This is a genomic window from Pseudomonas sp. R5(2019) (genome assembly GCF_009905435.1).
Classification (GTDB): Bacteria; Pseudomonadota; Gammaproteobacteria; order Pseudomonadales; family Pseudomonadaceae; genus Aquipseudomonas.
This window is the reverse complement of sequence record NZ_JAAAMT010000017.1, coordinates 34,047-54,898: the sequence shown is the minus strand read 5'-3', so window position 1 is coordinate 54,898 and position 20,852 is coordinate 34,047. Positions and strand designations below refer to the sequence as shown.

Here is a 20,852-nt window from a genome sequence, read left to right as displayed (position 1 = left end):
AGCATGCCCAAATAACCGCCAAAGGTCACGGTCGCCGGGCACGGATTGGCGGGCATGTATTTATCGCGACCGGCCGGTCGGGTCAACCGACAAAAACAAGTCCCGCAAAGGATTACATCGACGGTGTGCTATTGACGATCCGCAGCGAGAGCCCTTCATAACCCGCCAGATTCACCGTCATTTCGCCGGTTTCCGTCAGGTCCCCTTCCACCCGCTCGTTAATCATGTCGACCACCGTGCCGGGTGTGATGCCAGGCAAAATCAGGGTTTCACTGAGCGGCACGGGACTGAAATTCAATGCAGTCACTTGGATGCCGCGCCCTGCCGGTAACTCATGGACCATCACCAGCAACGCCGGGTTGGTAACGTCAGGAATCAGGATCTGTCGGCTGGCGGCAATCGAATAAGCCTGCCGCACCGCCAGAATTTTCTTCACCGTGCTGGCAAACGAGTCGGGCTTTTCCAGCTGCGCCACCAGGCTGCCATAGAGTGCCCGTGCCCGTGGCATGCCCTCGGCGGAATGCGTGGCATCGGCTGCCAAATCGGCCAGGTCATAGGCGCCACGGTGAATCCAGCGCGTATCGCCATCGCCCATCATGCCCGCCACCTGCTCAGCTGCCAGTGGCAGCGCACCGACCAGGTCCCAGCCTGACAGGGCGAATACGCCCGGCTGCATGGCGTTGTACATCACCAACAACACATGAACCTGCTGGATCAACGCCAGGTCAGCGGCCGTTATACGCTCCAGATCGCGCAGCCCAAGGGCGGCGGTGATGATGCTGACGGTGGTGCACGACACCCCGTTGGTGACGAACTTGAGGTTGTACGGCGCGTGCTCGCCGGCCAGGCGCTCGTACATTTCCTCGCGGATATGCTCGCGCAGAATGCTGCCGGGAAACGTCTGGCCCTTGTACAGGTAGTTATCGTTGGCGTGCAGGGTCCAGAAGTGCACCAGCTCCAGCGTCAGCTCGTCATGGTTTTGCAGGCCATGAATCAACGAAGCCGGGTCGATGCCGAAGGCATGCATCTGGTGCAGCATCAAGCGCAGGAATTCGGTGTCGCCGGTCAGCAAGGCGTGCTGGTAGGCCGGTCGGGTAATGAAATCGTAGGACAAGTCGGCGCCGCCCCGGGACATGCCGGCGATATCGTCCAGGGTCAGGTTCAACTCCTGAAAACTGAAGCCGCCGGCCTTGCGAATCATGCCGCCGAGCAGCTGGTTGCCGGTGACGGACAAGGGGTGGCTTTCCGACCAGGCATTGCCTTCGGCCCTGCGCTCAACCCCGAGAAAACCATTGGCGTCCAGGCGCAGGATCCGTGCCCCGAACACATCAATGGCCTGCAAGGCATCGCCTATGATCAGCTGCTGCGCGGCGAAACTCGGGTCCAGCCAGTTCAGTGACGGTTGGCCCTCCTTGAAGTAATGCAAGTACACCCAGCGCCGCAGCTTGCCGTCCACCCCCAGCACAGGCGGGGTAGCACTCCAGTCGGTTTCCTTGACCCCGGGCTCGAAGAAGATCACCCGCTGCAGTTGGCCGACGATGTAGTGCTTGTCGCGCAGGGCATCGACGGTGGCCGGCAGCAGGTTGACTGCATCGCGGCCTTCGGGCACTACGGGCAGCAACGGCCAGTCTTCTTCATTGATCTGGACCATGTGATACAGCCCTGGGTATTCCCCATAGGCCATCTCGGCCAAACGAAAATCCGCGCCCTTGCCGGTGTGCGAGGGGATGGAGTCCTCGATGGTCACTGCGTTGTGTGCGGCGGCCATGCGCGCCAGCTGTAGCAACTGATCTTCGCTGCCATAGCGCGGGTCGATGCTGCTGCTGATGCGGTCGAAGTTACCATCCACACTGGGCGTGAGCTCGTAGCCGACAATCCCGCCAGACTGTTTCAAGGGCCCGGTATGAATGCCCTGGACGCCAATCTGCGACAGGCACGACCAGAGCTTGTCATGCGCCAGCGCTTCGAGCACCGACCCCTCTGGCGCGGTGATGATCGACGCCGGGTACACGGTGATCCACACCGAAGCGATGGCACTGGCATCCCGTGGCCGGGTGTGGGCGTAGGGCTGTTGCCACAGCCGCCCGTGCCCCGCATAGAGCCGCGCCCGATCCTTGGCAGCCTGCAGCATCGAGCGCTCTACCAGCCAGTGGGTATAGTGCTTGTCCTGTGTCGCCATGAAAGGTTTCTCCTGCTCATGAGCGATGCGTTGGAATGTGCGACCCGCGGGTAATAAGAGTGGCCCAGGACTGTAATCGTTCGCATTTTTTTGATGTGGTTACATAACCAGACACTTCTTTACCCCCACTCGTAACCGTTTACATCGCATGCTTGCCTACACCGCTCGCCTACAATGCCCATAACGCCTTCCCTCAAAAAGGAATTGAACGATGCCCGCCTTCCGCGCGCCCTCCCTGCTAACGACGCTGCTTCTGCTGGCCAGCTTCGCCACCGCCGAATCCGCCCTGGCGCATGCGCACCTGAAAAGCGAAGCACCTGCCGCCGACAGCACCGTCGTCGCTCCCGCCGAGGTAAGGCTGAATTTCTCGGAAGGCATCGAGGAAAAATTCAGCAAGGTCACTCTCACCCGTAACGGCGAGGCGATCGCCGTCAAAAGTGTCACCACCGATGCCAGCGACAAGAAGGTACTGATCGTTACCCCGGAGCAGCCCCTGGCCGCCGGCGACTATGAAGTGAAGTGGGAAGTGCTGTCCGTCGATACCCACAAAAGCGATGGCCGTTACGGCTTCAAGGTAGGCAATTGAGTTCATGCACAGCGCAATAGTCTTCTGTCGGTTCGTACATTTCTCTATTGTGCTGCTGATATTCGGGGCCTGTTTACTCAGGCCCTTGCTGATCACCGCCGGGTACGGTGCAGGCCAGTCGGATAAACTGCAACGAACGCTTGAACGGATACTGCGCTGGCTGGCCTTCCTGGCGCTGGTCAGCGGGGTTGCCTGGTTGCTGCTGACCACCGCCAGCATGGTCGGCAGTTGGCCCGCCGCGCTCGAGCCCGAAATGCTCTGGCGCGTGCTGGACGGGACGTTTTTCGGTCAAGTCTGGCGCTGGCATCTGGCGCTGAATGTCACCCTGCTCGGCTGTCTGCTGTTGCTGCGCAGTAACCCCTTCAAACTACGCGAAATCTTGAGCGCGGCGGTGCTCGCCACCCTCGCCCCTGTCGGCCACGGGGCGATGCTCGATGGCCTGGCCGGCCAGCTGTTGATGTTCAACCAGCTGCTGCACCTGCTGTGCGTTGGAGCCTGGCTGGGCGGCTTGCTGCTGCTGGCCTTGATGCTGGCGCCACCGCAGGCGCCGAACGTGCGTCAGGTGCTGCACCGCTTCAGCGGCATCGGCTATGGGTTGGTGGCGGGGATTGTGCTGACCGGATTGATCAATGTGCGAGTCTTGACCGGGCACTTCTGGCCGACGCCGGTGTTTTCCGGCTTTGCCCTGATTCTGCTGATCAAGGTGACCCTGGTACTGGCGATGCTGATACTGGCGCTGCTCAACCGGCTGAGCAGTCAGTCAGGCAGGCTGCAGATCTTGCAAACCAGCGTGAACCTGGAGTGGATGATCGGCCTGGGCGCCGTCGCGGCGGTGTCCTGGCTGGGAACGATGCCGCCGATGCCGGCGTAATCAAAAACGCTCCGATGCACTGGACGGCATCGGAGCGTTAACGCTTTCAAGACTGCTTGTAGCCTCGAACGTCATCGACACCACGATTGGCCAACTGGTCGGCACGCTCGTTACCGTGGTGGCCGGTGTGACCGCGCACCCACTTCCAGGTGACTTGATGACGGCCCACCTGCTCGTCGAGCAGCTGCCAGAGGTCGGCATTCTTGACCGGTTGCTTGGCGGCGGTCTTCCAGCCGCGCTTCTTCCAGTTGACCATCCACTCGTTGATGCCTTTCATGACATATTCGGAGTCGGTGACCAACAGCACCTCGCACTTTCGCTTGAGCTCCTGCAAGCCACGAATGGCCGCGGTCAGCTCCATGCGGTTGTTGGTGGTTTCCCGCTCACCGCCCCACAATTCCTTCTCGACACCCTTGCACACCAGCAAGGCACCCCACCCACCCACGCCCGGGTTGCCCTTGCAGGCACCATCGGTGTAAATCTCGACGCTATCGCTCATCTACCCACTATCCATCAATGTTTGCCGTACGCTTCACGGCTTGGAATCGCGCCGGTTGACCTTGGCCAACGGCAACGGCAGCAGCTTGCCCATCGGCTCGCGACGGACCTGGCGCAGCGGGCGCAGGCCCACCACCAGTTTGCGCGCCACCAGTAAATAGACACCGCCACCGGCACTTTGCCAGCGCCCGGCAACCCGCTCCCAACCTTCAAGCCGCGCTTGCCAGGCCGGCGACGCAAGCGGCGGACGATAGCATCCGAAGCGGCGCTTCTCCAGCGCAAAGCCCAGCAGGTTGAGCCAGTCACCGACCCTGGAAGCCGAGATGCAGCGTGCCTTGCGCAAGGCATCATGGGCAAAGGCATGCCGCAGCCCCCAGGCACTCCAGGGGTTGATTCCGACAATCAGCAGATGGCCACCGGGGCGCACCGCATGAGCGGCCTCGCGCAACAGGCCATGGGGCGACAGGCTGAAATCCAGGCCGTGTTGCAGCACCACCACGTCGGCCGCATGTTCGCTCAGCGGCCAGGCCTGTTCTTCGCAGACAATCTCGACGCCTGCGAACGGCGCGCCGAGGCGCACGTTGCGTTGCACCTGGGCAGCACTGGGCGGCGCTTCGGCGCTGGGCCCGTAATGCACCAGGTAACCGCCAAAGTAACGCGTCAGCTCATCCTCGAGCAGTCGCTGTTCGGCCCGCAGCAGTTGCTGGCCCAGCGGCCCGGCGAACCAGTCCCGCGCCAGGCTGATCAGCTCCAGCCAGTCCGGATCGGCTTGAGCGAAGGCGTTATCGGTCATCGCACTGTTCTCCTGCAACCCTTGAACCTCTAAGATGCACCATTGTTTCCCGCTTGGCGAACACCACCATGATTCAGATTGATGCTCTGCCCGCTTTTTCCGACAACTACATCTGGTTGTTGCAAGATGACGCCACGCGTCGTTGCGCCGTGGTCGACCCAGGCGATGCCGAACCGGTCCTGGCCTGGCTCAAGGCGCACGCCGACTGGCAGCTTGAGGCCATCTTGATCACCCACCATCATCATGACCACGTCGGCGGCGTCGAACGCCTCAAGCAAGCGACCGGCGCTACGGTATTCGGCCCTCGCGCCGAAAGCATCCCGGCTCGTGACCGGGACCTGGCGGATAACGACACCCTTGAGGTCCTCGGCCTGCGCTTGCAGGTTATCGCGGTGCCCGGCCATACCCTGGGGCATATCGCCTATTACCACCCGCGGGCGGCTGCCCCGCTGCTGTTCTGCGGCGATACCCTGTTCGCCGCCGGCTGTGGTCGCCTGTTCGAAGGCACCCCGGAACAGATGCACGCCTCGCTGAGCCGCCTGGCGAGCCTGCCAGACGATACGCTGGTTTTTTGCACCCACGAATACACCCTGAGCAACCTGCGTTTCGCGTGCGCGGTGGAGCCCGAGAATCCGCACGTTCTGCGTCGCTTCGACGAGGTTCAGCAACTTCGCCAGCAAAATCGCATCACTTTGCCATCAACTGTGGCACTGGAGAAGCGCACAAACCCCTTTCTGAGGGTCGGCGAAACATCTGTTAAAGAAAAAGCGGACAAACGGGCAGGCCACGAACTAGACAGCCCGAGTGCCGTTTTTGCAGGGTTGCGCGCTTGGAAGGATACGTTCTAAACAGGCTCTTGTAGATTCGTAAAGTTCTCAACGGTTGACCGCTCAAGGGCCGCTTCCTAGAATCGCCCGACATTTTTGCCCGGAACTCTCTTCCAGCCAATGTCGTTCTCTATACGCAAAACCACCAAAGCAGACGCCCTGACGCGACTGGCACAAGCCATCGCGGTCGCGCTGTCCGCCGCTACACTGGTCGGTTGCCAGAGCACCGGGCACGTCTCGGACACAGAAAACCCGCGTGCCCATAACCTGGCCACGCGGGCCAAGCCCAAACCCGTTGTCCTGGCCCAGAAGCCGGCCCAGGAAACGCCTCAGGACGTCTGGGAGCGCATGCGCCAAGGCTTCAAGCTGCAAGATGGCATCGCGGTCAACCCGCGCATCGAACAGCAGCGCCTGTGGTTCGCCAGCAACCCATCCTTCCTTGAGGGTGCCGGCGATCGGGGCAGCCTCTATATTCATTACATCGTCGAGCGTCTCGAAGAGCGCGAGATGCCGCTGGAGCTTGCGCTGCTGCCGGTCATCGAGAGCGCCTACAACCCACTGGCGTATTCGCGCAGCCATGCGGTGGGCCTGTGGCAGTTCATCCCCTCCACCGGTCGCTACTACAACCTGCGTCAAACCAATGTCTACGATGGCCGCCGCGACGTCACCGCGTCCACCGGCGCGGCACTGGACTACCTGTCGCGCCTGCACGACATGTTCAACGGCGACTGGCTGTTGGCCCTGGCGGCCTACAACGCCGGCGAAGGCACCGTCAGCCGCGCCATCGAGCGCAACGAAAAGCTCGGCCTGCCCACCGACTACTGGAACCTGCCGTTGCCGCAGGAAACCCGCGACTACGTGCCCAAGCTGCTGGCCCTGTCGCAGGTCGTGCTGGCGCCCGACGCCTACGGGGTCAACCTGACCCCGATCGCCAACGAGCCGTATTTTGAAGTCGTTGAAATCAACAATCGGCTCGACCTCTCGCGGGTTGCTGCATTGGCCAACATCGACGAAGACGAAATGTTCCAGCTCAACCCGGCGTTCAAGAAGCGCATGACCCTCGATGGCCCCCAGCACCTGCTGGTGCCCACCGCCAAGGCGCAGATCCTGACCGCCAGCCTGTCGAACATGAAGCCCGAAGAACTGCTGAGCCTGCAGCCCAAGCAGCAAGTCTTCGAGGAAGTGGCCAGCCGCGCGCCGAGCCGCCCGCGCAACTACCGGATCAAGCCGGGCGATACCCTGACCAGTATCGCCAAGGCCAACAAGGTCGACGTCAAGGACCTGCAGCACTGGAACAAGGTGACCGGCAAGAACCTCAAGGTCGGGCAAACCCTGGTCATGCAGGACAACACCCGCACCCGCGCCACCAGCTCCGCCGGCAAGAAAAGAGCCACCACCTACAAGGTTCGCAAGGGTGATTCCCTGTACATGGTTGCCAAGCGTTTCAACGTCGAAATGCAGCATCTCAAGCGCTGGAACCCGAACAGCGCTCGCGCCCTCAAGCCAGGCCAGACCCTGACCGTCTACAAGCCGCACTGAAACCACCCGCCGGCCGCTTGGGCAACCTCGCGGCCGACTGGCATCCAGCCCGGCAAGGCACTCTTTTTCCTGTCCAGACAAACTGTTACTGTAGCGGCGATAAAGCCCAAGCCGCCTGGATCGGATCTCTGACTTGAAGCGTCCCCTCCTCCTGCTGATCATCAGCCTGGCATTGAGCTTTCCTGCGAGCGCAACAATCAGTGAAAGCCACGGTTACGCGCAGTTCGGCACGCTCAAGTACCCAGCCAAATTTACCCACTTCGACTGGGTCAACCCCGACGCCCCCAAGGGGGGGACGTTGCGGGCCATGGCATTTGGCACCTTCGACACCCTGAACCCCTACACCTTCAAGGGCACCAGCCCGGTCGCGACACCCAACTTCCTGCAATACGGCATCAACGAGCTCAATGAGACACTGATGGCCGGCACCGGGCAGTACGACCCGTCTGGTGACGAAGCCACTTCCAGCTATGGCCTGATCGCGCATTCGGTTGAGTACAGTGAGGACCGCAGCTGGGTGGTGTTCAACCTGCGCCCGCAAGCACGCTTTCATGATGGCGTGCCGATTACCGCTGCCGACGTGGCGTTTTCCTACCGCACCCTGCTCAAGGAAGGCCATCCGCTGTACCGGACCAACCTGCAGGAAGTCCAGCGGGTCGACATTCTCAATGCCCATCGGATTCGATTCGTCTTCAAACGCGCCGGCAACCCGCTACTGATCCTGCGCCTGGGCGAGCTGCCGGTGCTGCCGCGTCACTACTGGAAAAACCACGATTTCAAGGCCACCACCTTCGAGCCACCCTTGGGCAGCGGGCCTTACCGCATTACCGAAGTGCAGCCAGGTCGGCGGCTGGTGTTTGAGCGGGTCAAGGACTGGTGGGGCAAGGACTTGCCGGTCAATCGCGGCAAGTACAATTTCAATCGCGTTGAAGTCGAGTTCTACCGCGACAGCAGTGTCGCCTTCGAAGCCTTCAAGGCCGGCGAATTCGATATCTACATCGAACACCAGGCCAAAAACTGGGACAACGGTTACCGCTTCCCGGCCGTGCGCCGTGGCGAAGTGATCAAGGCGCAGATCCCGCACCAGACCCCGACCCAGACCCAAGGCCTGTTCATGAACAGTCGCCGGCCGGCCTTCAGCGATGTCAGGGTTCGCCAGGCGCTGGGGATGATGTTCGATTTCGAGTGGACCAACCGCACCTTGTTCAGCGGCGCCTACCAGCGCGCGCTCAGCTACTACCCCAACAGCGAATTCACCGCCAGCGGCCTGCCGACCGGGCGCGAATGGCTGTTGCTGTCGACCTGGCGCCAGCAGTTGCCGCCCAGCCTGTTCACCCAGCCGTTCAGCGTGCCGCGCACCGATGGCCGCGGGATCCCGCGGGAAACCTTGCGCCGCGCCCTGGGTCTGTTAGGCGAGGCCGGCTGGAAGCTCTCGGGCCAGCGACTGCTCAACAGCGCCGGGCAGCCGTTGCGGATGGAGATCCTGCTGGTCAACCCGAACCTTGAGCGGATCCTGCAACCTTATGTCGAAAATCTTGCCAGCATCGGCATCGATGCGCATTTGCGCACGGTCGATCGCGCCCAGTACAAACAACGGCTCGACCAATTTGATTTCGACATGATTCTGATGACCCTCAATCAGACCTTGAGCCCCGGCCTTGAACAATGGCAGTACTTTCACTCAAGCCAGGCCACGATCAAGGGCAGCAAGAACTATGCAGGCGTGGCCGACCCGATCGTCGATCACCTGCTCGAACATCTGCTCGGCGCCCAGACCCGCGACGAACAAGTGGCGACAGCCAAGGCACTGGACCGCGTGCTGTTGTCCCAGCACTACATGATTCCCAATTGGTACCTCAACTATCATCGCCTGGCGTACCGCAACCGGTTCGCCTTCGTCACCACGCCGCCCTATACCCTGGGCCTGAGCGCCTGGTGGCTGAAGCCTTCGGAGAAAGCCCAATGATGCCCACGCGCACACTGCGCCAGCTGGCCGGCGGCCTGTTGCTGGCCGGCCTGAGCGGCCTGGCCCTGGCGGCCCCCCAGCACGCCCTGACCCTGTACGACGAAGCCCCGAAGTACCCCGCCACCTTCAAGCACTTTGACTACGTCAACCCGGACGCGCCCAAGGGCGGCACCTTCCGCCAGGCCGGGTTTGGCGGCTTCGACAGCCTCAATCCGTTTATCAACAAGGGCGTGCCTGCCGACGACGTCGGCCTGATCTATGACACCCTCGCCCGCCAGAGCCTGGACGAACCCTTCACCGAATATGGCCTGGTCGCCGGCAAGATCGAGAAGGCCCCGGACAACAGCTGGGTGCGCTTTTACATCCGCCCCAAAGCGCGCTTCCATGATGGCCACCCGATGCGCGCCGAGGACGTGGTATTCAGCTTCCAGACCCTGATCAAGAACGGCGCACCACTGTACCGCGCCTACTATGCCGACGTGGCCGAGGTGGTCGCTGAAGACCCGCTGCGGGTACTGTTCAAGTTCAAGCACAGCAACAACCGCGAGCTGCCGCTGATCCTTGGCCAACTGCCGGTCCTGCCCAGGCACTGGTATGAGCAACGCGATTTCGCCAAGGGCAACCTGGAAATTCCGCTGGGCAGCGGCCCGTACAAGGTGGCCTCGGTCCAGGCCGGGCGTTCGGTCCGCTACGAGCGGGTCAAGGATTACTGGGCCAAGGACCTGCCGATCAACCGCGGTTACTACAACTTCGATTACCTGACCACCGATTACTACCGCGACAACACCGTGGCGCTCGAAGCACTCAAGTCCGGCAACTTCGACTACTGGCTGGAAACGAGCGCCAAGAACTGGGCTACCGCCTACGACACCCCGGCGGTGCGCGAGAAACGCCTGCAGCGCGAACAGATTCCCAACGGCAACCCCACCGGGATGCAAGGCTTTGTCTTCAACCTGCGCAAGCCGGTGTTCCAGGATGTGCGCGTGCGAGAAGCGCTGAGCCTGCTGCTGGACTTCGAATGGACCAACAAGCAGCTCTTCAACGGCGCCTACACCCGCACCGGCAGTTATTTCGAAAACTCGGAAATGGCCGCCCGCGACCTGCCCTCGGCGCAAGAGCTGAAAATCCTCGAGCCACTGCGCGGCCAGATCCCGGAAAAGGTCTTCACCGAAGCCTTCAAGAACCCGGTGACCGACGCCAGCGGCATGATCCGCAACCAGCAACGTCGCGCCTACCAACTGCTTCAGGAAGCCGGCTGGAGCATCAAGGACGACAAGATGGTCGATGCCCAGGGCAAACCGGTGTCCATCGAATTTTTGCTCGCCCAGACCGAATTCGAACGCGTACTGCTGCCCTACAAGCGCAACCTCAGCGACCTGGGCATCGAGCTGGTGATCCGCCGGGTGGACGTCTCGCAGTACATCAACCGCCTGCGCTCGCGGGACTTCGACATGATCGTCGGCGGCTTTGCGCAGTCCAGCTCGCCGGGTAACGAGCAACGGGAATACTGGCAGTCATCCAGCGCCGACAACCCGGGCAGTCGCAATTACATCGGCCTCAGAGACCCGGCCATCGACAGCCTGGTCGAAAGCCTGATCAACGCCGATTCGCGGCAGAACCTGATCGACCATGCCCGCGCCCTGGACCGTGTCCTGCTGTGGGGCTTCTATGTGGTCCCCAACTGGCATATCAAGACCTGGCGCGTGGCCTACTGGGACCATATCGGTCACCCGGCCGTGACACCCAAATACGATCTCGGCACCACCACCTGGTGGCTCAAGCCCGATGCCAAGCCCGCCGTGACGCCCGCGCCGCAAGCGGACGACCCGGCCACGCCTGACAACGGGGAGCACTGACATGCTGGCGTATATCCTGCGGCGCCTGCTGCTGATTATCCCGACCCTGTTCGGCATTCTGGTCATCAACTTCCTGATCATCCAGGCCGCGCCCGGCGGGCCGGTGGAACAAATGATCGCCAAGCTCGAAGGCTTCGAAGGCGCCACCAGCCGGATCGCCGGTGGCGGCGCCGAAGTCTCGGTTGCCGGCTCCAGCTACCGCGGCGCCCAGGGCCTGGACCCGGCACTGGTCAAGGAAATCGAGCGCATGTACGGCTTCGACAAGTCAGCGCCGGAACGGCTGTGGATCATGGTCAAGAACTACGCCCGGCTGGATTTTGGCGACAGTTTTTTCCGTGACGCCAAGGTGATCGACCTGATCGCGGAAAAGATGCCCGTGTCGATCTCCCTGGGGCTGTGGAGCACCCTGATCATGTACCTGGTGTCGATCCCGCTGGGGATCGCCAAGGCCACCCGCCATGGCAGCAGCTTCGATGTCTGGACCAGCTCGGCCATCATCGTCGGCTATGCCATTCCGGCGTTCCTGTTCGCCATCCTGCTGATCGTGATGTTCGCCGGCGGCAGTTATTTCGACTGGTTCCCGCTACGCGGGCTGACGTCCAACAACTTCGATGAATTGAGCCTGGGCGGCAAGATCCTCGATTACTTCTGGCACCTGGCGCTACCGGTCACCGCCTTGGTCATCGGCAACTTTGCAACCATGACCCTGCTGACCAAGAACAGCTTCCTCGACGAGATCAACAAGCAATACGTGATCACCGCCCGAGCCAAGGGCCTGAGCAAGAACCGCGTGCTCTACGGCCACGTGTTCCGCAACGCCATGCTGTTGGTGATTGCTGGTTTCCCATCGGCCTTTATCGGGATCTTCTTCACCGGCTCCCTACTGGTCGAAGTCATCTTCTCCCTCGACGGCCTGGGCCTGATGAGTTTCGAGGCGGCGATCAACCGCGACTACCCCGTGGTGTTCGGTACCCTGTTTATCTTTACCCTGCTGGGGCTGGTGGTGAAATTGATTGGCGACCTGACCTACACCCTGGTCGATCCACGCATCGACTTCGAAAGCCGGGGGCATTGAGATGAAACTGTCACCACTCAATCGCCGCCGTTTCGAACTGTTCAAATCCAACAAGCGCGGCTGGTGGTCGCTCTGGCTGTTCTTGATCCTGTTTGGCCTGAGCCTGGGAGCCGAACTGATCGCCAACGACAAACCGCTGGCCGTGCGCTATGACGGCGAATGGTATTTCCCGGCCGTCAAACGCTACCCGGAAACCACCTTCGGCGGTGAATTCCCGCTGGAAGCCAATTACAAAAGCCCCTATATCCGTGAATTGCTGGCCGCCAAGGACAGCTGGGTCCTCTGGGCGCCCATTCCGTTCAGCTACCAGAGCATCAACTACGACCTGAAAGTCCCGGCGCCCGCGCCACCCTCAGCGCAGAACTGGCTGGGCACCGACGACCAGGGCCGTGACGTACTGGCCCGGGTCATCTATGGCTTTCGCATCTCGGTGTTGTTCGCCTTGACCCTGACGCTGCTGAGTTCCGTCATCGGCGTGCTTGCCGGGGCACTGCAGGGTTATTACGGCGGCTGGGTCGACCTGGCCGGTCAGCGCTTTCTTGAAATCTGGTCAGGCTTGCCGGTGCTGTACCTGTTGATCATCCTCGCAAGCTTTGTACAGCCGAATTTCTGGTGGCTGCTGGGGATCATGCTGCTGTTCTCCTGGATGAGCCTGGTGGACGTGGTGCGTGCCGAGTTCCTGCGTGGGCGAAACCTTGAGTACGTGCGGGCGGCACGGGCGCTGGGCATGCAGAATGGCGCAATCATGTACCGGCATATCCTGCCCAACGCCATGGTCTCGACCATGACCTTCCTGCCGTTCATTCTGACCGGTGCGATCGGCACCTTGACCGCGCTGGACTTCCTCGGCTTCGGCTTGCCCCCCGGCGCGCCGTCGCTGGGCGAACTGGTGGCCCAGGGCAAATCCAACCTGCAGGCGCCCTGGCTTGGCATCAGTGCCTTCGCCGTGCTGGCGCTGATGTTGAGCTTGCTGGTATTTATCGGCGAGTCCGCCCGCGATGCCTTCGACCCGAGGAAATAAGATGAATCAGGACAATCTGATCGAAGTCCGCGACCTTGCCGTCGAGTTCACCGTTGGCCAGCAGCGCCAGCGGGTGGTTGAAGGCGTCAGCTTCGACATCCGCCGCGGCGAGACCCTGGCCCTGGTCGGTGAGAGCGGCTCGGGCAAGTCGGTGACGGCACACTCGATCCTGCGCCTGCTGCCCTACCCCCTGGCACATCACCCCTCCGGCACCATCACCTACGGCAATCGAGACCTGCTGCACCTGGGTGAAAAACAGCTTCGGCATATTCGTGGCAACCGCATCGCCATGATCTTCCAGGAGCCGATGACCTCGCTGAACCCGCTGCACAACATCGAAAAGCAGATCAACGAGATCCTCGCACTGCACAAGGGCCTGCACGGCAAGGCCGCCACGGCGCGCACCCTCGAGTTGCTGGAGATGGTGGGCATTCCCGAGCCGCACAAGCGGCTCAAGGCCCTGCCTCACGAGCTGTCCGGCGGCCAGCGTCAGCGGGTGATGATCGCCATGGCCCTGGCCAACGAGCCGGAACTGCTGATTGCCGACGAGCCCACCACGGCGCTGGATGTGACTGTCCAGCTGAAAATCCTCGAACTGCTCAAGCAATTGCAGGCCCGCCTGGGCATGGCCTTGCTGCTGATCAGCCACGATTTGAACCTGGTGAAAAGAATTGCGCACCGAGTATGTGTCATGCAGCGCGGTCGCATCGTCGAACAAGCATCATGCGATGAGCTGTTCCGTGCACCGCAGCATCCGTACACTCAGGTTCTGCTGGGCGCAGAGCCCAGTGGTGGGCCGGCTAGCAACATTGCCGGCGCGCCATTGCTCGAAGTCGAGGACCTGCGCGTGTGGTTCCCGATCAAGAAGGGGCTGCTGCGCCGGACCGTCGATCATGTGAAAGCGGTAGACGGTATCAACTTCAGCCTGCCCCAGGGCCAGACCCTGGGGATTGTGGGCGAGAGTGGTTCGGGCAAGTCCACCCTGGGGTTGGCGATCCTGAGGCTGCTGAGCAGCCAGGGCACGATCCGCTTTCAGGGAAAGACGCTAGACTGCCTGTCGCAGCAAGAGGTGCGCCCCTTGCGTCGGCAGATGCAGGTGGTGTTCCAGGACCCGTTCGGCAGCCTCAGCCCGCGCATGTGCGTGAGCGAGATTGTCGGAGAAGGCCTGCGCATTCATCGGATCGGTACGGCAGCAGAGCAGGAACAGGCCATCATTGATGCGCTCAAGGAGGTAGGCCTGGATCCGGACACCCGGTACCGCTACCCTCACGAGTTTTCCGGGGGCCAACGGCAACGTATCGCCATTGCCCGGGCACTGGTTTTGAAACCGGCGCTGATACTGCTAGACGAGCCCACTTCGGCGCTCGACCGCACAGTCCAGCGTCAAGTGGTGGAGCTGCTGCGCTCGCTACAGGCCAAGTACAACCTGACGTACTTGTTCATCAGCCATGATCTGGCGGTGGTCAAGGCGCTGAGCCACCAACTGATGGTGGTCAAGCAGGGTCAAGTGGTTGAACAGGGCTCGGCACGCAGTATCTTTGCCGCACCGCAACATCCTTATACACAGCAGCTGCTGGAAGCCGCTTTTTTGGCCCCAACAGCTGTCGATTAACCTGAAGAGGAACAACACATGGGTTTTCTCGCCGGTAAGCGCGTCCTGATCGTCGGTGTCGCCAGCAAACTGTCCATCGCATCCGGCATCGCTGCCGCCATGCATCGCGAGGGTGCAGAACTTGCCTTCACCTACCAGAACGAAAAGCTCAAGGGCCGCGTCGAAGAGTTCGCCGCAGGCTGGGGTTCGAGTCCAGAGCTGTGCTTCCCCTGTGACGTTGCCAGCGATGCCGAAATCGCCAAGGTCTTCGAAGAGCTGAGCAAAAAGTGGGACGGTCTGGACTGCATCGTCCACTCCGTCGGTTTCGCCCCGGGCGACCAGCTGGACGGCGACTTCACCGAAGTCACCACCCGTGACGGTTTCCGCATTGCTCACGACATCAGCGCCTACAGCTTCATCGCCCTGGCCAAGGCCGGTCGCGAAATGATGAAAGGCCGCAATGGCAGCCTGCTGACCCTGTCCTACCTGGGCGCCGAGCGCACCATGCCGAACTACAACGTGATGGGCATGGCCAAGGCCAGCCTGGAAGCGGGCGTTCGCTACCTGGCAGGCAGCCTGGGCCCGGAAGGCACTCGCGTCAACGCCGTCTCCGCAGGCCCGATCCGCACCCTGGCGGCTTCCGGCATCAAGAGCTTCCGCAAGATGCTGGCGGCCAACGAAGCGCAAACCCCGCTGCGTCGCAACGTCACCATCGACGAAGTCGGCAACGCCGGCGCCTTCCTCTGCTCCGACCTGGCGTCGGGTGTCAGCGGTGAAATCATGTACGTGGACGGTGGCTTCAACACCACCGCCATGGGCGACATCGCGGAGTAATCCTGCCGATGTAAAAAAGGCCGCCGATGCGGCCTTTTTTTATGGTCGACTGTCACGAACCCGTAGCCCAGATGTGGGAGCAAGGCCATCGCGGGCAAGCCTTGCTCCCACAGTCTCCGGCGGCTGAAGCCGTTTTTACGCCGCAAGGGCTTGAATTCAACACACAGAAAAGGCCGCATCAGCGGCCTTTTCTGTTAGCGACACACCTTAGTAGCGGGTGATGTCAGCCTTGGTTTCCAGCGACTTGCGATACGCCGTGAAGTCCTGCTGGCCGGCACGCGAGGCCAGGAAGCGGCGGTACTGCCCCTTCTCTTCCTCAGAGGCCGTGCTGCCATCATTCACGCCGTTCAAGCGCAGTGCCACGACACTGCCGTCACGCAGCGTAACGCTGGCGTAGGTCGGCTTGTCCTTGGCTTCTGGTCTGGCCATGCGGAACAGCGCCTGCAGGACAGCAGGATCGATGCCTTCCTGACCGCGCATGACCGCCTCCTGGACGTTCCAGTCCTGGTTGCCGCCCTTACCTTCACGCAGGTCCTTGATCAGCGTCTCGGCCTTTTCATTGAGCGCCTTGCTCGCCTGCTCCTTGGCCAGCTGCGCACGAATGCTCGTGGCAACAGCGTCCAGCGGCAGTTGGGCAGGCTTGCGATGCTCTTTGACGCGCACCACAACGATGGTCTCAGGGTCCAGCTCGATGCCGGCACTGTTGGAACCTTCGCTCAACACTTCGTCACTGAAAGCAGCCTGAATCACGGCACGGTTGGCGGTCACACCTTCGGGGCCGCCATCACGACCGAACGGCTCGGACGTCTGCACCTTCAAGCCCAGCTCCTGAGCGGGCTGCGCCAGGTCAGCCGCTTCGAACGCCGAGTCTTCCAGCTGCTTGGTCGCTTCAACGAAACGCTGCTCGACCTGCTGGGTTTTCAGATCGCGGGTCAGCTTGTCTTTCAGGCTGGCGAACGAGGGTACGTCCGGCGCTTGTACGCCCAGCAACTTGATCAGGTGCCAGCCGTAGTCACTACGAACCGGCGCCGAGACCTTGTCATTCTGCAAGGCATACAGGGCCGTTTCGAACACCGGGTCGTAAACGCCAGGACCTGCGTAACCCAGGTCACCACCCTTGGTGGCAGAGCCCGGATCCTGCGAGAACTCCTTGGCCAACGCGGCGAAGTCTTCACCTTTTTCCAGACGCTGCTGGATCTCTTCGATCCTGGCCTTGGCTTGCGCTTCATTCACCTTGTCGTTGACTTCGATAAGGATGTGCGCAGCGCGGCGTTGTTCGGCGAGGTTGGCGATTTCCTTCTGGTACAGCGCCTGAAGCTCCTCATCCTTGACCGAAACCTGGTCGAAGAAGGCAGACTTCTTGAGTTCCAGATAGTCGATGACGACCTGGTCAGGGCTCATGAACTCCTTGGCGTGCTCGTCGTAGTGCGCCTTGACCGCTTCGTCGGTGACCTTGGCCGCAGCCGGATCAGCCTTGAAGGTCAGCGAGGCGAAATCGCGAGTCTGTTTTTCCAGGCGGGCGAAGGCATCCACCTGCGAATCGGTCACGAAACCGCTGCCGGCGAGGCCGGTGCGCAGCTGACCGATGAGCATTTCCTGAGCCAGCATTTCGCGGAACTGCAAGCGGCCATAGCCCATCTGGCGAATGACCTGGTCGAAACGCTCGGCGCTGAACTTGCCGTCCACCTGGAATTCAGGCGTCTGCAGGATCACTTGGTCCAGCGCGCTTTCGGAGAAGGCGAAGCCTGCATCCTGAGCGCCCTGCAGCAGCAGCGTGCGATCGATCAGGCCTTTGAGCGCCGCTTCACGCAGCATCTTTTCGTCGAGCATGGCGGGATCGAAATCCCGGCCCAACTGCTGCATCAACTGCCGACGTTGCATGTCGACGGCCTGGCTCAGCTCGTTCTGGCTAATGGTGTCGCCATTCACCTTCGCCGCATCCTGGCTGTTGGTGGTGGCCTGGAAAATGGCATCGAAGCCAGTCAGTGCCATCAGTGCAATGATCACACCGATGATGGTCTTGGCAATCCAACCTTGTGAATTGTCCCTGATATTCTGCAGCATGAGTCCCCCAGGAACGGTTGTATTGAATTAAGCAACCGCGGGAAGTGGGTAGAAGCCGGATAGAAGAAAGGCGCATCCGAGGATGCGCCTTCTCGCAACTGGCGGAGCGGACGGGAGCTCGTACCCGTGACTCCCAACGTGACAGACAGGCCACCGGCCCGTCTGGACTCTAGTTCCGCAACCAGGCCAGAAACCGACCCGGGAAGGCTTTCGCCCAAGAAGACGCTTAGTTTACGGCTTCTTTCAGTGCTTTACCGGCTTTGAAGCCAGGCTTCTTGGCGGCGGCGATTTCCAGCGTTTTGCCGGTTTGTGGGTTGCGACCTACACGAGCAGGACGGTCGGTCACGGAGAAAGTGCCGAAGCCGACCAGAACGACGGAGTCGCCAGCCTTCAGGGCGCCAGTGACGGATTCGATTACTGCGTCCAGCGCACGGCCTGCAACGGCTTTCGGGATGTCAGCAGATGCAGCGATAGCATCAATCAGTTCCGACTTGTTCACTCTAAGTCCCCTTATATCTATATTGAGTTTGTTTCTAAATTTATGTGGAAGCAAAAACGGGCACTGAATGGCCTGCTGACACTTTAAGAGCCGCTTTATAACAAGGGCTCTAAAAAGCTGTCAAGGAAGCCCCCCAGACGAATCTGTACTAATGAGTGCTGATTCTTTCCTTGGAATCCGTGTCGCGCTTTTCTTCCTTGGCGACTATCTCCGGAGCCACATCCGGCAAGGGCTCAGGGGCGTATTGCAGCGCAATTTGCAGGACTTCGTCAATCCATTTAACCGGTTTAATCTGAAGATCCTGTTTAATATTGTCAGGAATTTCTTTCAGATCACGCACATTCTCTTCTGGGATGATCACGGTCTTGATCCCGCCACGATGTGCGGCCAGAAGTTTTTCCTTCAAACCACCAATCGCCAACACTTGACCACGCAAAGTGATCTCGCCGGTCATCGCGACATCGGCACGCACCGGAATTTGCGTCAAGGCCGACACCAGTGCCGTGCACATGCCTACGCCTGCGCTTGGGCCATCCTTCGGGGTCGCCCCTTCCGGCATATGGATGTGGGTATCGCGCTTCTCGTGGAAGTCCAGCGGGATGCCCAGGCTCTTGGCCCGGCTGCGCACTACGGTCAGCGCGGCAGTGATGGACTCGACCATGACATCGCCCAGCGAACCGGTCTTGATCAACTGCCCTTTGCCCGGCACCACGGCCGCTTCGATGGTCAGCAACTCACCGCCCACCTGGGTCCAGGCGAGGCCAGTTACCTGCCCGATCTGATCCTGCTGTTCGGCCAGGCCGTAGCGGAACTTGCGCACACCCAGGAAATGCTCGAGCGAGTCAGCGGTCACCTGGACGGCAAAATGCTTCTCGCGGGAATGCTCCTTGACCACCTTGCGGCAGACCTTGGCGATCTGACGCTCCAGGCCACGCACACCGGCTTCGCGGGTGTAGTAGCGAATAATGTCGCGGATCGCGGCAGTATCCAGCTCAAGTTCGCCCTTTTTCAGGCCGTTCGCCTGGATTTGCTTGGGCGACAGGTACTTGTTGGCGATGTTGATCTTCTCGTCCTCGGTGTAACCGGGCAAGCGGATCACTTCCATCCGGTCCAGCAATGCCGGCGGAATGTTCATCGAGTTGGAGGTGCAAAGGAACATCACGTCCGAGAGGTCATAATCGACTTCCAGATAGTGATCGTTGAAGTTGTGGTTCTGCTCGGGGTCGAGCACCTCGAGCAAGGCCGAGGCCGGATCACCCCGCATGTCGCTGCCCATCTTGTCGATTTCGTCGAGCAGGAACAGCGGGTTACGGACGCCCACCTTTGTCATTTTTTGAATCAATCTTCCGGGCATCGAACCGATGTAGGTACGGCGATGACCGCGAATTTCAGCTTCATCACGAACGCCACCCAAGGCCATGCGGACGAACTTGCGGTTGGTGGCATGTGCAATCGACTCGGCCAGCGAGGTTTTACCGACGCCAGGCGGGCCTACCAGGCACAGCACCGGGCCACGGATTTTCTTCACACGCTTCTGCACGGCCAGGTATTCAAGGATACGCTCCTTGACCTCTTCCAGGCCGTAATGGTCGGCGTCGAGGATATCTTCGGCGCGCGCCAGATCCAGACGCACTTTGCTTTGCGCTTTCCACGGCACCTGGACCAGCCAGTCGATGTAGGAACGCACCACGGTCGCTTCAGCTGACATTGGCGACATCTGCTTAAGCTTGTTCAGCTCAGCCTGTGCCTTGCCGTAGGCGTCCTTGGGGAGGCCTGCCGCATCGATGCGCTTTTTCAGCTCTTCGACTTCGTTGTGGCCTTCGTCGCTGTCGCCGAGCTCCTTCTGAATGGCCTTCATCTGCTCATTCAGGTAGTACTCGCGCTGGCTGCGCTCCATCTGTTTCTTGACCCGGCCACGGATGCGCTTCTCGACCTGCAGCAGGTCAATTTCGGCATCCAGCAGCGCCAGCACGTGTTCGACACGGGCAGACAGGTCGATGATTTCGAGGATTTCCTGCTTCTGCTCGATCTTCAGCGCCATGTGCGCCGCCATGGTGTCGACCAGGCGACCCGGCTCATCGATGCTGTTGAGCGATGACAGGACTTCAGCCGGGACTTTCTTGCCCAGCTGGACGTATTGTTCGAATTGAGACAGCAGGCTGCGCACGAATACTTCGGATTCGCGGTCAGGCGCGGCGGTCTCTTCAATCAGGGCGACTTCGGCACGGCAATGGCCGTCGACTTCGATGAAACGCTCGACTGCACCGCGCTGTTCGCCTTCGACCAGCACCTTGACGGTGCCGTCAGGCAGCTTGAGCAGTTGCAGGACAGTGGCAATGGTACCAACCCGGTACAGCGCGTCCTCACCCGGATCATCGTCAGCAGGATTCTTCTGCGCCAGCAGCAGGATTTGCTTTTCGCCGGTCATCGCCGCCTCAAGGGCCTCGATGGACTTCTCGCGCCCCACGAACAGCGGGATAACCATGTGCGGATATACCACGACATCACGCAATGGCAGGAGAGGCAATTCGATGGTTGTCTTCATGATTTCGCCTCTACAGCGGCACTAATGGCCGTGATCAGAAAGGAATTTGAGCTTGGAAGTTAATGTGGGGGCAGCCCCGCAAAAAAACAAGCGCTAAGACAGGAAAAG

General features: G+C 60.9%; 16 protein-coding genes. 10 read left to right on the top strand and 6 right to left on the bottom strand.

Annotation, left to right across the window (positions count from 1 at the left end; translation table 11 throughout):
* Positions 1-112: 112 nt before the first annotated feature.
* A complete protein-coding gene (gene treS, locus GUY40_RS13505; protein WP_166569443.1) occupies positions 113-2,179 on the bottom strand; it encodes a maltose alpha-D-glucosyltransferase in 2,067 nt (688 codons plus the stop codon).
* Positions 2,180-2,390: 211 nt separating this feature from the next.
* Here treS and copC point away from each other — a divergent pair, with 211 nt between their 5' ends.
* Both copC and copD read left to right on the top strand, forming a co-directional pair.
* Positions 2,391-2,765, top strand: a complete 375-nt coding sequence (copC, locus tag GUY40_RS13500; protein WP_166569442.1) for a copper homeostasis periplasmic binding protein CopC — start codon at positions 2,391-2,393, stop codon at positions 2,763-2,765.
* A gap of 4 nt (positions 2,766-2,769) precedes the next feature.
* A complete protein-coding gene (gene copD / locus GUY40_RS13495) occupies positions 2,770-3,636 on the top strand; it encodes a copper homeostasis membrane protein CopD (protein WP_166569441.1) in 867 nt (288 codons plus the stop codon).
* Between the two features lie 46 nt (positions 3,637-3,682).
* Here copD and rnhA read toward each other — a convergent pair whose 3' ends face one another.
* Together rnhA and GUY40_RS13485 are read right to left on the bottom strand one after the other, a co-directional pair.
* Positions 3,683-4,135, bottom strand: a complete 453-nt coding sequence (rnhA, locus tag GUY40_RS13490; RefSeq protein ID WP_166569440.1) for a ribonuclease HI — start codon at positions 4,133-4,135, stop codon at positions 3,683-3,685.
* Between the two features lie 33 nt (positions 4,136-4,168).
* Positions 4,169-4,927: a class I SAM-dependent methyltransferase gene (locus GUY40_RS13485; protein WP_166569439.1), complete on the bottom strand. Its 759-nt coding sequence runs from the start codon at positions 4,925-4,927 to the stop codon at positions 4,169-4,171.
* A gap of 68 nt (positions 4,928-4,995) precedes the next feature.
* On the opposite strand from GUY40_RS13485, the gene gloB reads away from it, so the two are divergent.
* The 8 genes from gloB (at position 4,996) to fabI (ending at position 15,636) form a co-directional block, all read left to right on the top strand.
* Positions 4,996-5,775, top strand: a complete 780-nt coding sequence (gloB, locus tag GUY40_RS13480; protein ID WP_166569438.1) for a hydroxyacylglutathione hydrolase — start codon at positions 4,996-4,998, stop codon at positions 5,773-5,775.
* A gap of 99 nt (positions 5,776-5,874) precedes the next feature.
* Positions 5,875-7,293 carry a lytic transglycosylase domain-containing protein gene (locus tag GUY40_RS13475; protein WP_166569437.1) on the top strand — a complete coding sequence of 473 codons (1,419 nt, stop codon included), beginning with the start codon at positions 5,875-5,877 and terminating at the stop codon, positions 7,291-7,293.
* A gap of 133 nt (positions 7,294-7,426) precedes the next feature.
* The gene (locus GUY40_RS13470; RefSeq protein WP_166569436.1) at positions 7,427-9,259 is read left to right on the top strand and encodes an extracellular solute-binding protein; all 1,833 of its coding nucleotides are present in this window, start codon (positions 7,427-7,429) and stop codon (positions 9,257-9,259) included.
* On the top strand, positions 9,256-11,115 hold the full coding sequence (locus GUY40_RS13465) for an extracellular solute-binding protein (protein WP_166569435.1): 1,860 nt from the start codon (positions 9,256-9,258) through the stop codon (positions 11,113-11,115). Before GUY40_RS13470 ends, GUY40_RS13465 begins: the two co-directional genes overlap by 4 nt.
* 1 nt (position 11,116) lies before the next feature.
* Positions 11,117-12,190, top strand: coding sequence for a microcin C ABC transporter permease YejB (locus GUY40_RS13460; protein ID WP_166569434.1), 1,074 nt, complete (start codon positions 11,117-11,119; stop codon positions 12,188-12,190).
* Between the two features lies 1 nt (position 12,191).
* Positions 12,192-13,211 carry an ABC transporter permease gene (locus GUY40_RS13455; RefSeq protein WP_166569433.1) on the top strand — a complete coding sequence of 340 codons (1,020 nt, stop codon included), beginning with the start codon at positions 12,192-12,194 and terminating at the stop codon, positions 13,209-13,211.
* 1 nt (position 13,212) lies between these two features.
* Positions 13,213-14,823: an ABC transporter ATP-binding protein gene (locus GUY40_RS13450; RefSeq protein WP_166569432.1), complete on the top strand. Its 1,611-nt coding sequence runs from the start codon at positions 13,213-13,215 to the stop codon at positions 14,821-14,823.
* 18 nt (positions 14,824-14,841) lie between these two features.
* Positions 14,842-15,636 (top strand): enoyl-ACP reductase FabI, encoded by a 795-nt coding sequence (gene fabI, locus GUY40_RS13445; RefSeq protein WP_166569431.1) that lies wholly within the window; start codon positions 14,842-14,844, stop codon positions 15,634-15,636.
* A 207-nt stretch (positions 15,637-15,843) separates the two neighbouring features.
* On the opposite strand, the gene GUY40_RS13440 is transcribed toward fabI, so the two are convergent.
* From GUY40_RS13440 to lon, 3 genes are all read right to left on the bottom strand, one after another.
* Positions 15,844-17,700 (bottom strand): SurA N-terminal domain-containing protein, encoded by a 1,857-nt coding sequence (locus tag GUY40_RS13440; RefSeq protein ID WP_166569430.1) that lies wholly within the window; start codon positions 17,698-17,700, stop codon positions 15,844-15,846.
* 226 nt (positions 17,701-17,926) lie between these two features.
* Entirely contained in the window at positions 17,927-18,199 is a 273-nt protein-coding gene (locus GUY40_RS13435) for an HU family DNA-binding protein (protein ID WP_166359462.1), read from the bottom strand.
* 148 nt (positions 18,200-18,347) lie between these two features.
* Positions 18,348-20,744 (bottom strand): endopeptidase La, encoded by a 2,397-nt coding sequence (gene lon, locus GUY40_RS13430; RefSeq protein ID WP_166569429.1) that lies wholly within the window; start codon positions 20,742-20,744, stop codon positions 18,348-18,350.
* Between the last annotated feature and the right edge of the window lie 108 nt (positions 20,745-20,852).

Bases quoted from the DNA above. Each gene is read 5' to 3' on its own strand.
- treS (WP_166569443.1), bottom strand. From the start codon at position 2,179: ATGGCGACACAGGACAAGCACTATACCCACTGGCTGGTAGAGCGCTCG.
- copC (WP_166569442.1), top strand. From the start codon at position 2,391: ATGCCCGCCTTCCGCGCGCCCTCCCTGCTAACGACGCTGCTTCTGCTG.
- copD (WP_166569441.1), top strand. From the start codon at position 2,770: ATGCACAGCGCAATAGTCTTCTGTCGGTTCGTACATTTCTCTATTGTG.
- rnhA (WP_166569440.1), bottom strand. From the start codon at position 4,135: ATGAGCGATAGCGTCGAGATTTACACCGATGGTGCCTGCAAGGGCAAC.
- GUY40_RS13485 (WP_166569439.1), bottom strand. From the start codon at position 4,927: ATGACCGATAACGCCTTCGCTCAAGCCGATCCGGACTGGCTGGAGCTG.
- gloB (WP_166569438.1), top strand. From the start codon at position 4,996: ATGATTCAGATTGATGCTCTGCCCGCTTTTTCCGACAACTACATCTGG.
- GUY40_RS13475 (WP_166569437.1), top strand. From the start codon at position 5,875: ATGTCGTTCTCTATACGCAAAACCACCAAAGCAGACGCCCTGACGCGA.
- GUY40_RS13465 (WP_166569435.1), top strand. From the start codon at position 9,256: ATGATGCCCACGCGCACACTGCGCCAGCTGGCCGGCGGCCTGTTGCTG.
- GUY40_RS13460 (WP_166569434.1), top strand. From the start codon at position 11,117: ATGCTGGCGTATATCCTGCGGCGCCTGCTGCTGATTATCCCGACCCTG.
- GUY40_RS13455 (WP_166569433.1), top strand. From the start codon at position 12,192: ATGAAACTGTCACCACTCAATCGCCGCCGTTTCGAACTGTTCAAATCC.
- GUY40_RS13450 (WP_166569432.1), top strand. From the start codon at position 13,213: ATGAATCAGGACAATCTGATCGAAGTCCGCGACCTTGCCGTCGAGTTC.
- fabI (WP_166569431.1), top strand. From the start codon at position 14,842: ATGGGTTTTCTCGCCGGTAAGCGCGTCCTGATCGTCGGTGTCGCCAGC.
- GUY40_RS13440 (WP_166569430.1), bottom strand. From the start codon at position 17,700: ATGCTGCAGAATATCAGGGACAATTCACAAGGTTGGATTGCCAAGACC.
- lon (WP_166569429.1), bottom strand. From the start codon at position 20,744: ATGAAGACAACCATCGAATTGCCTCTCCTGCCATTGCGTGATGTCGTG.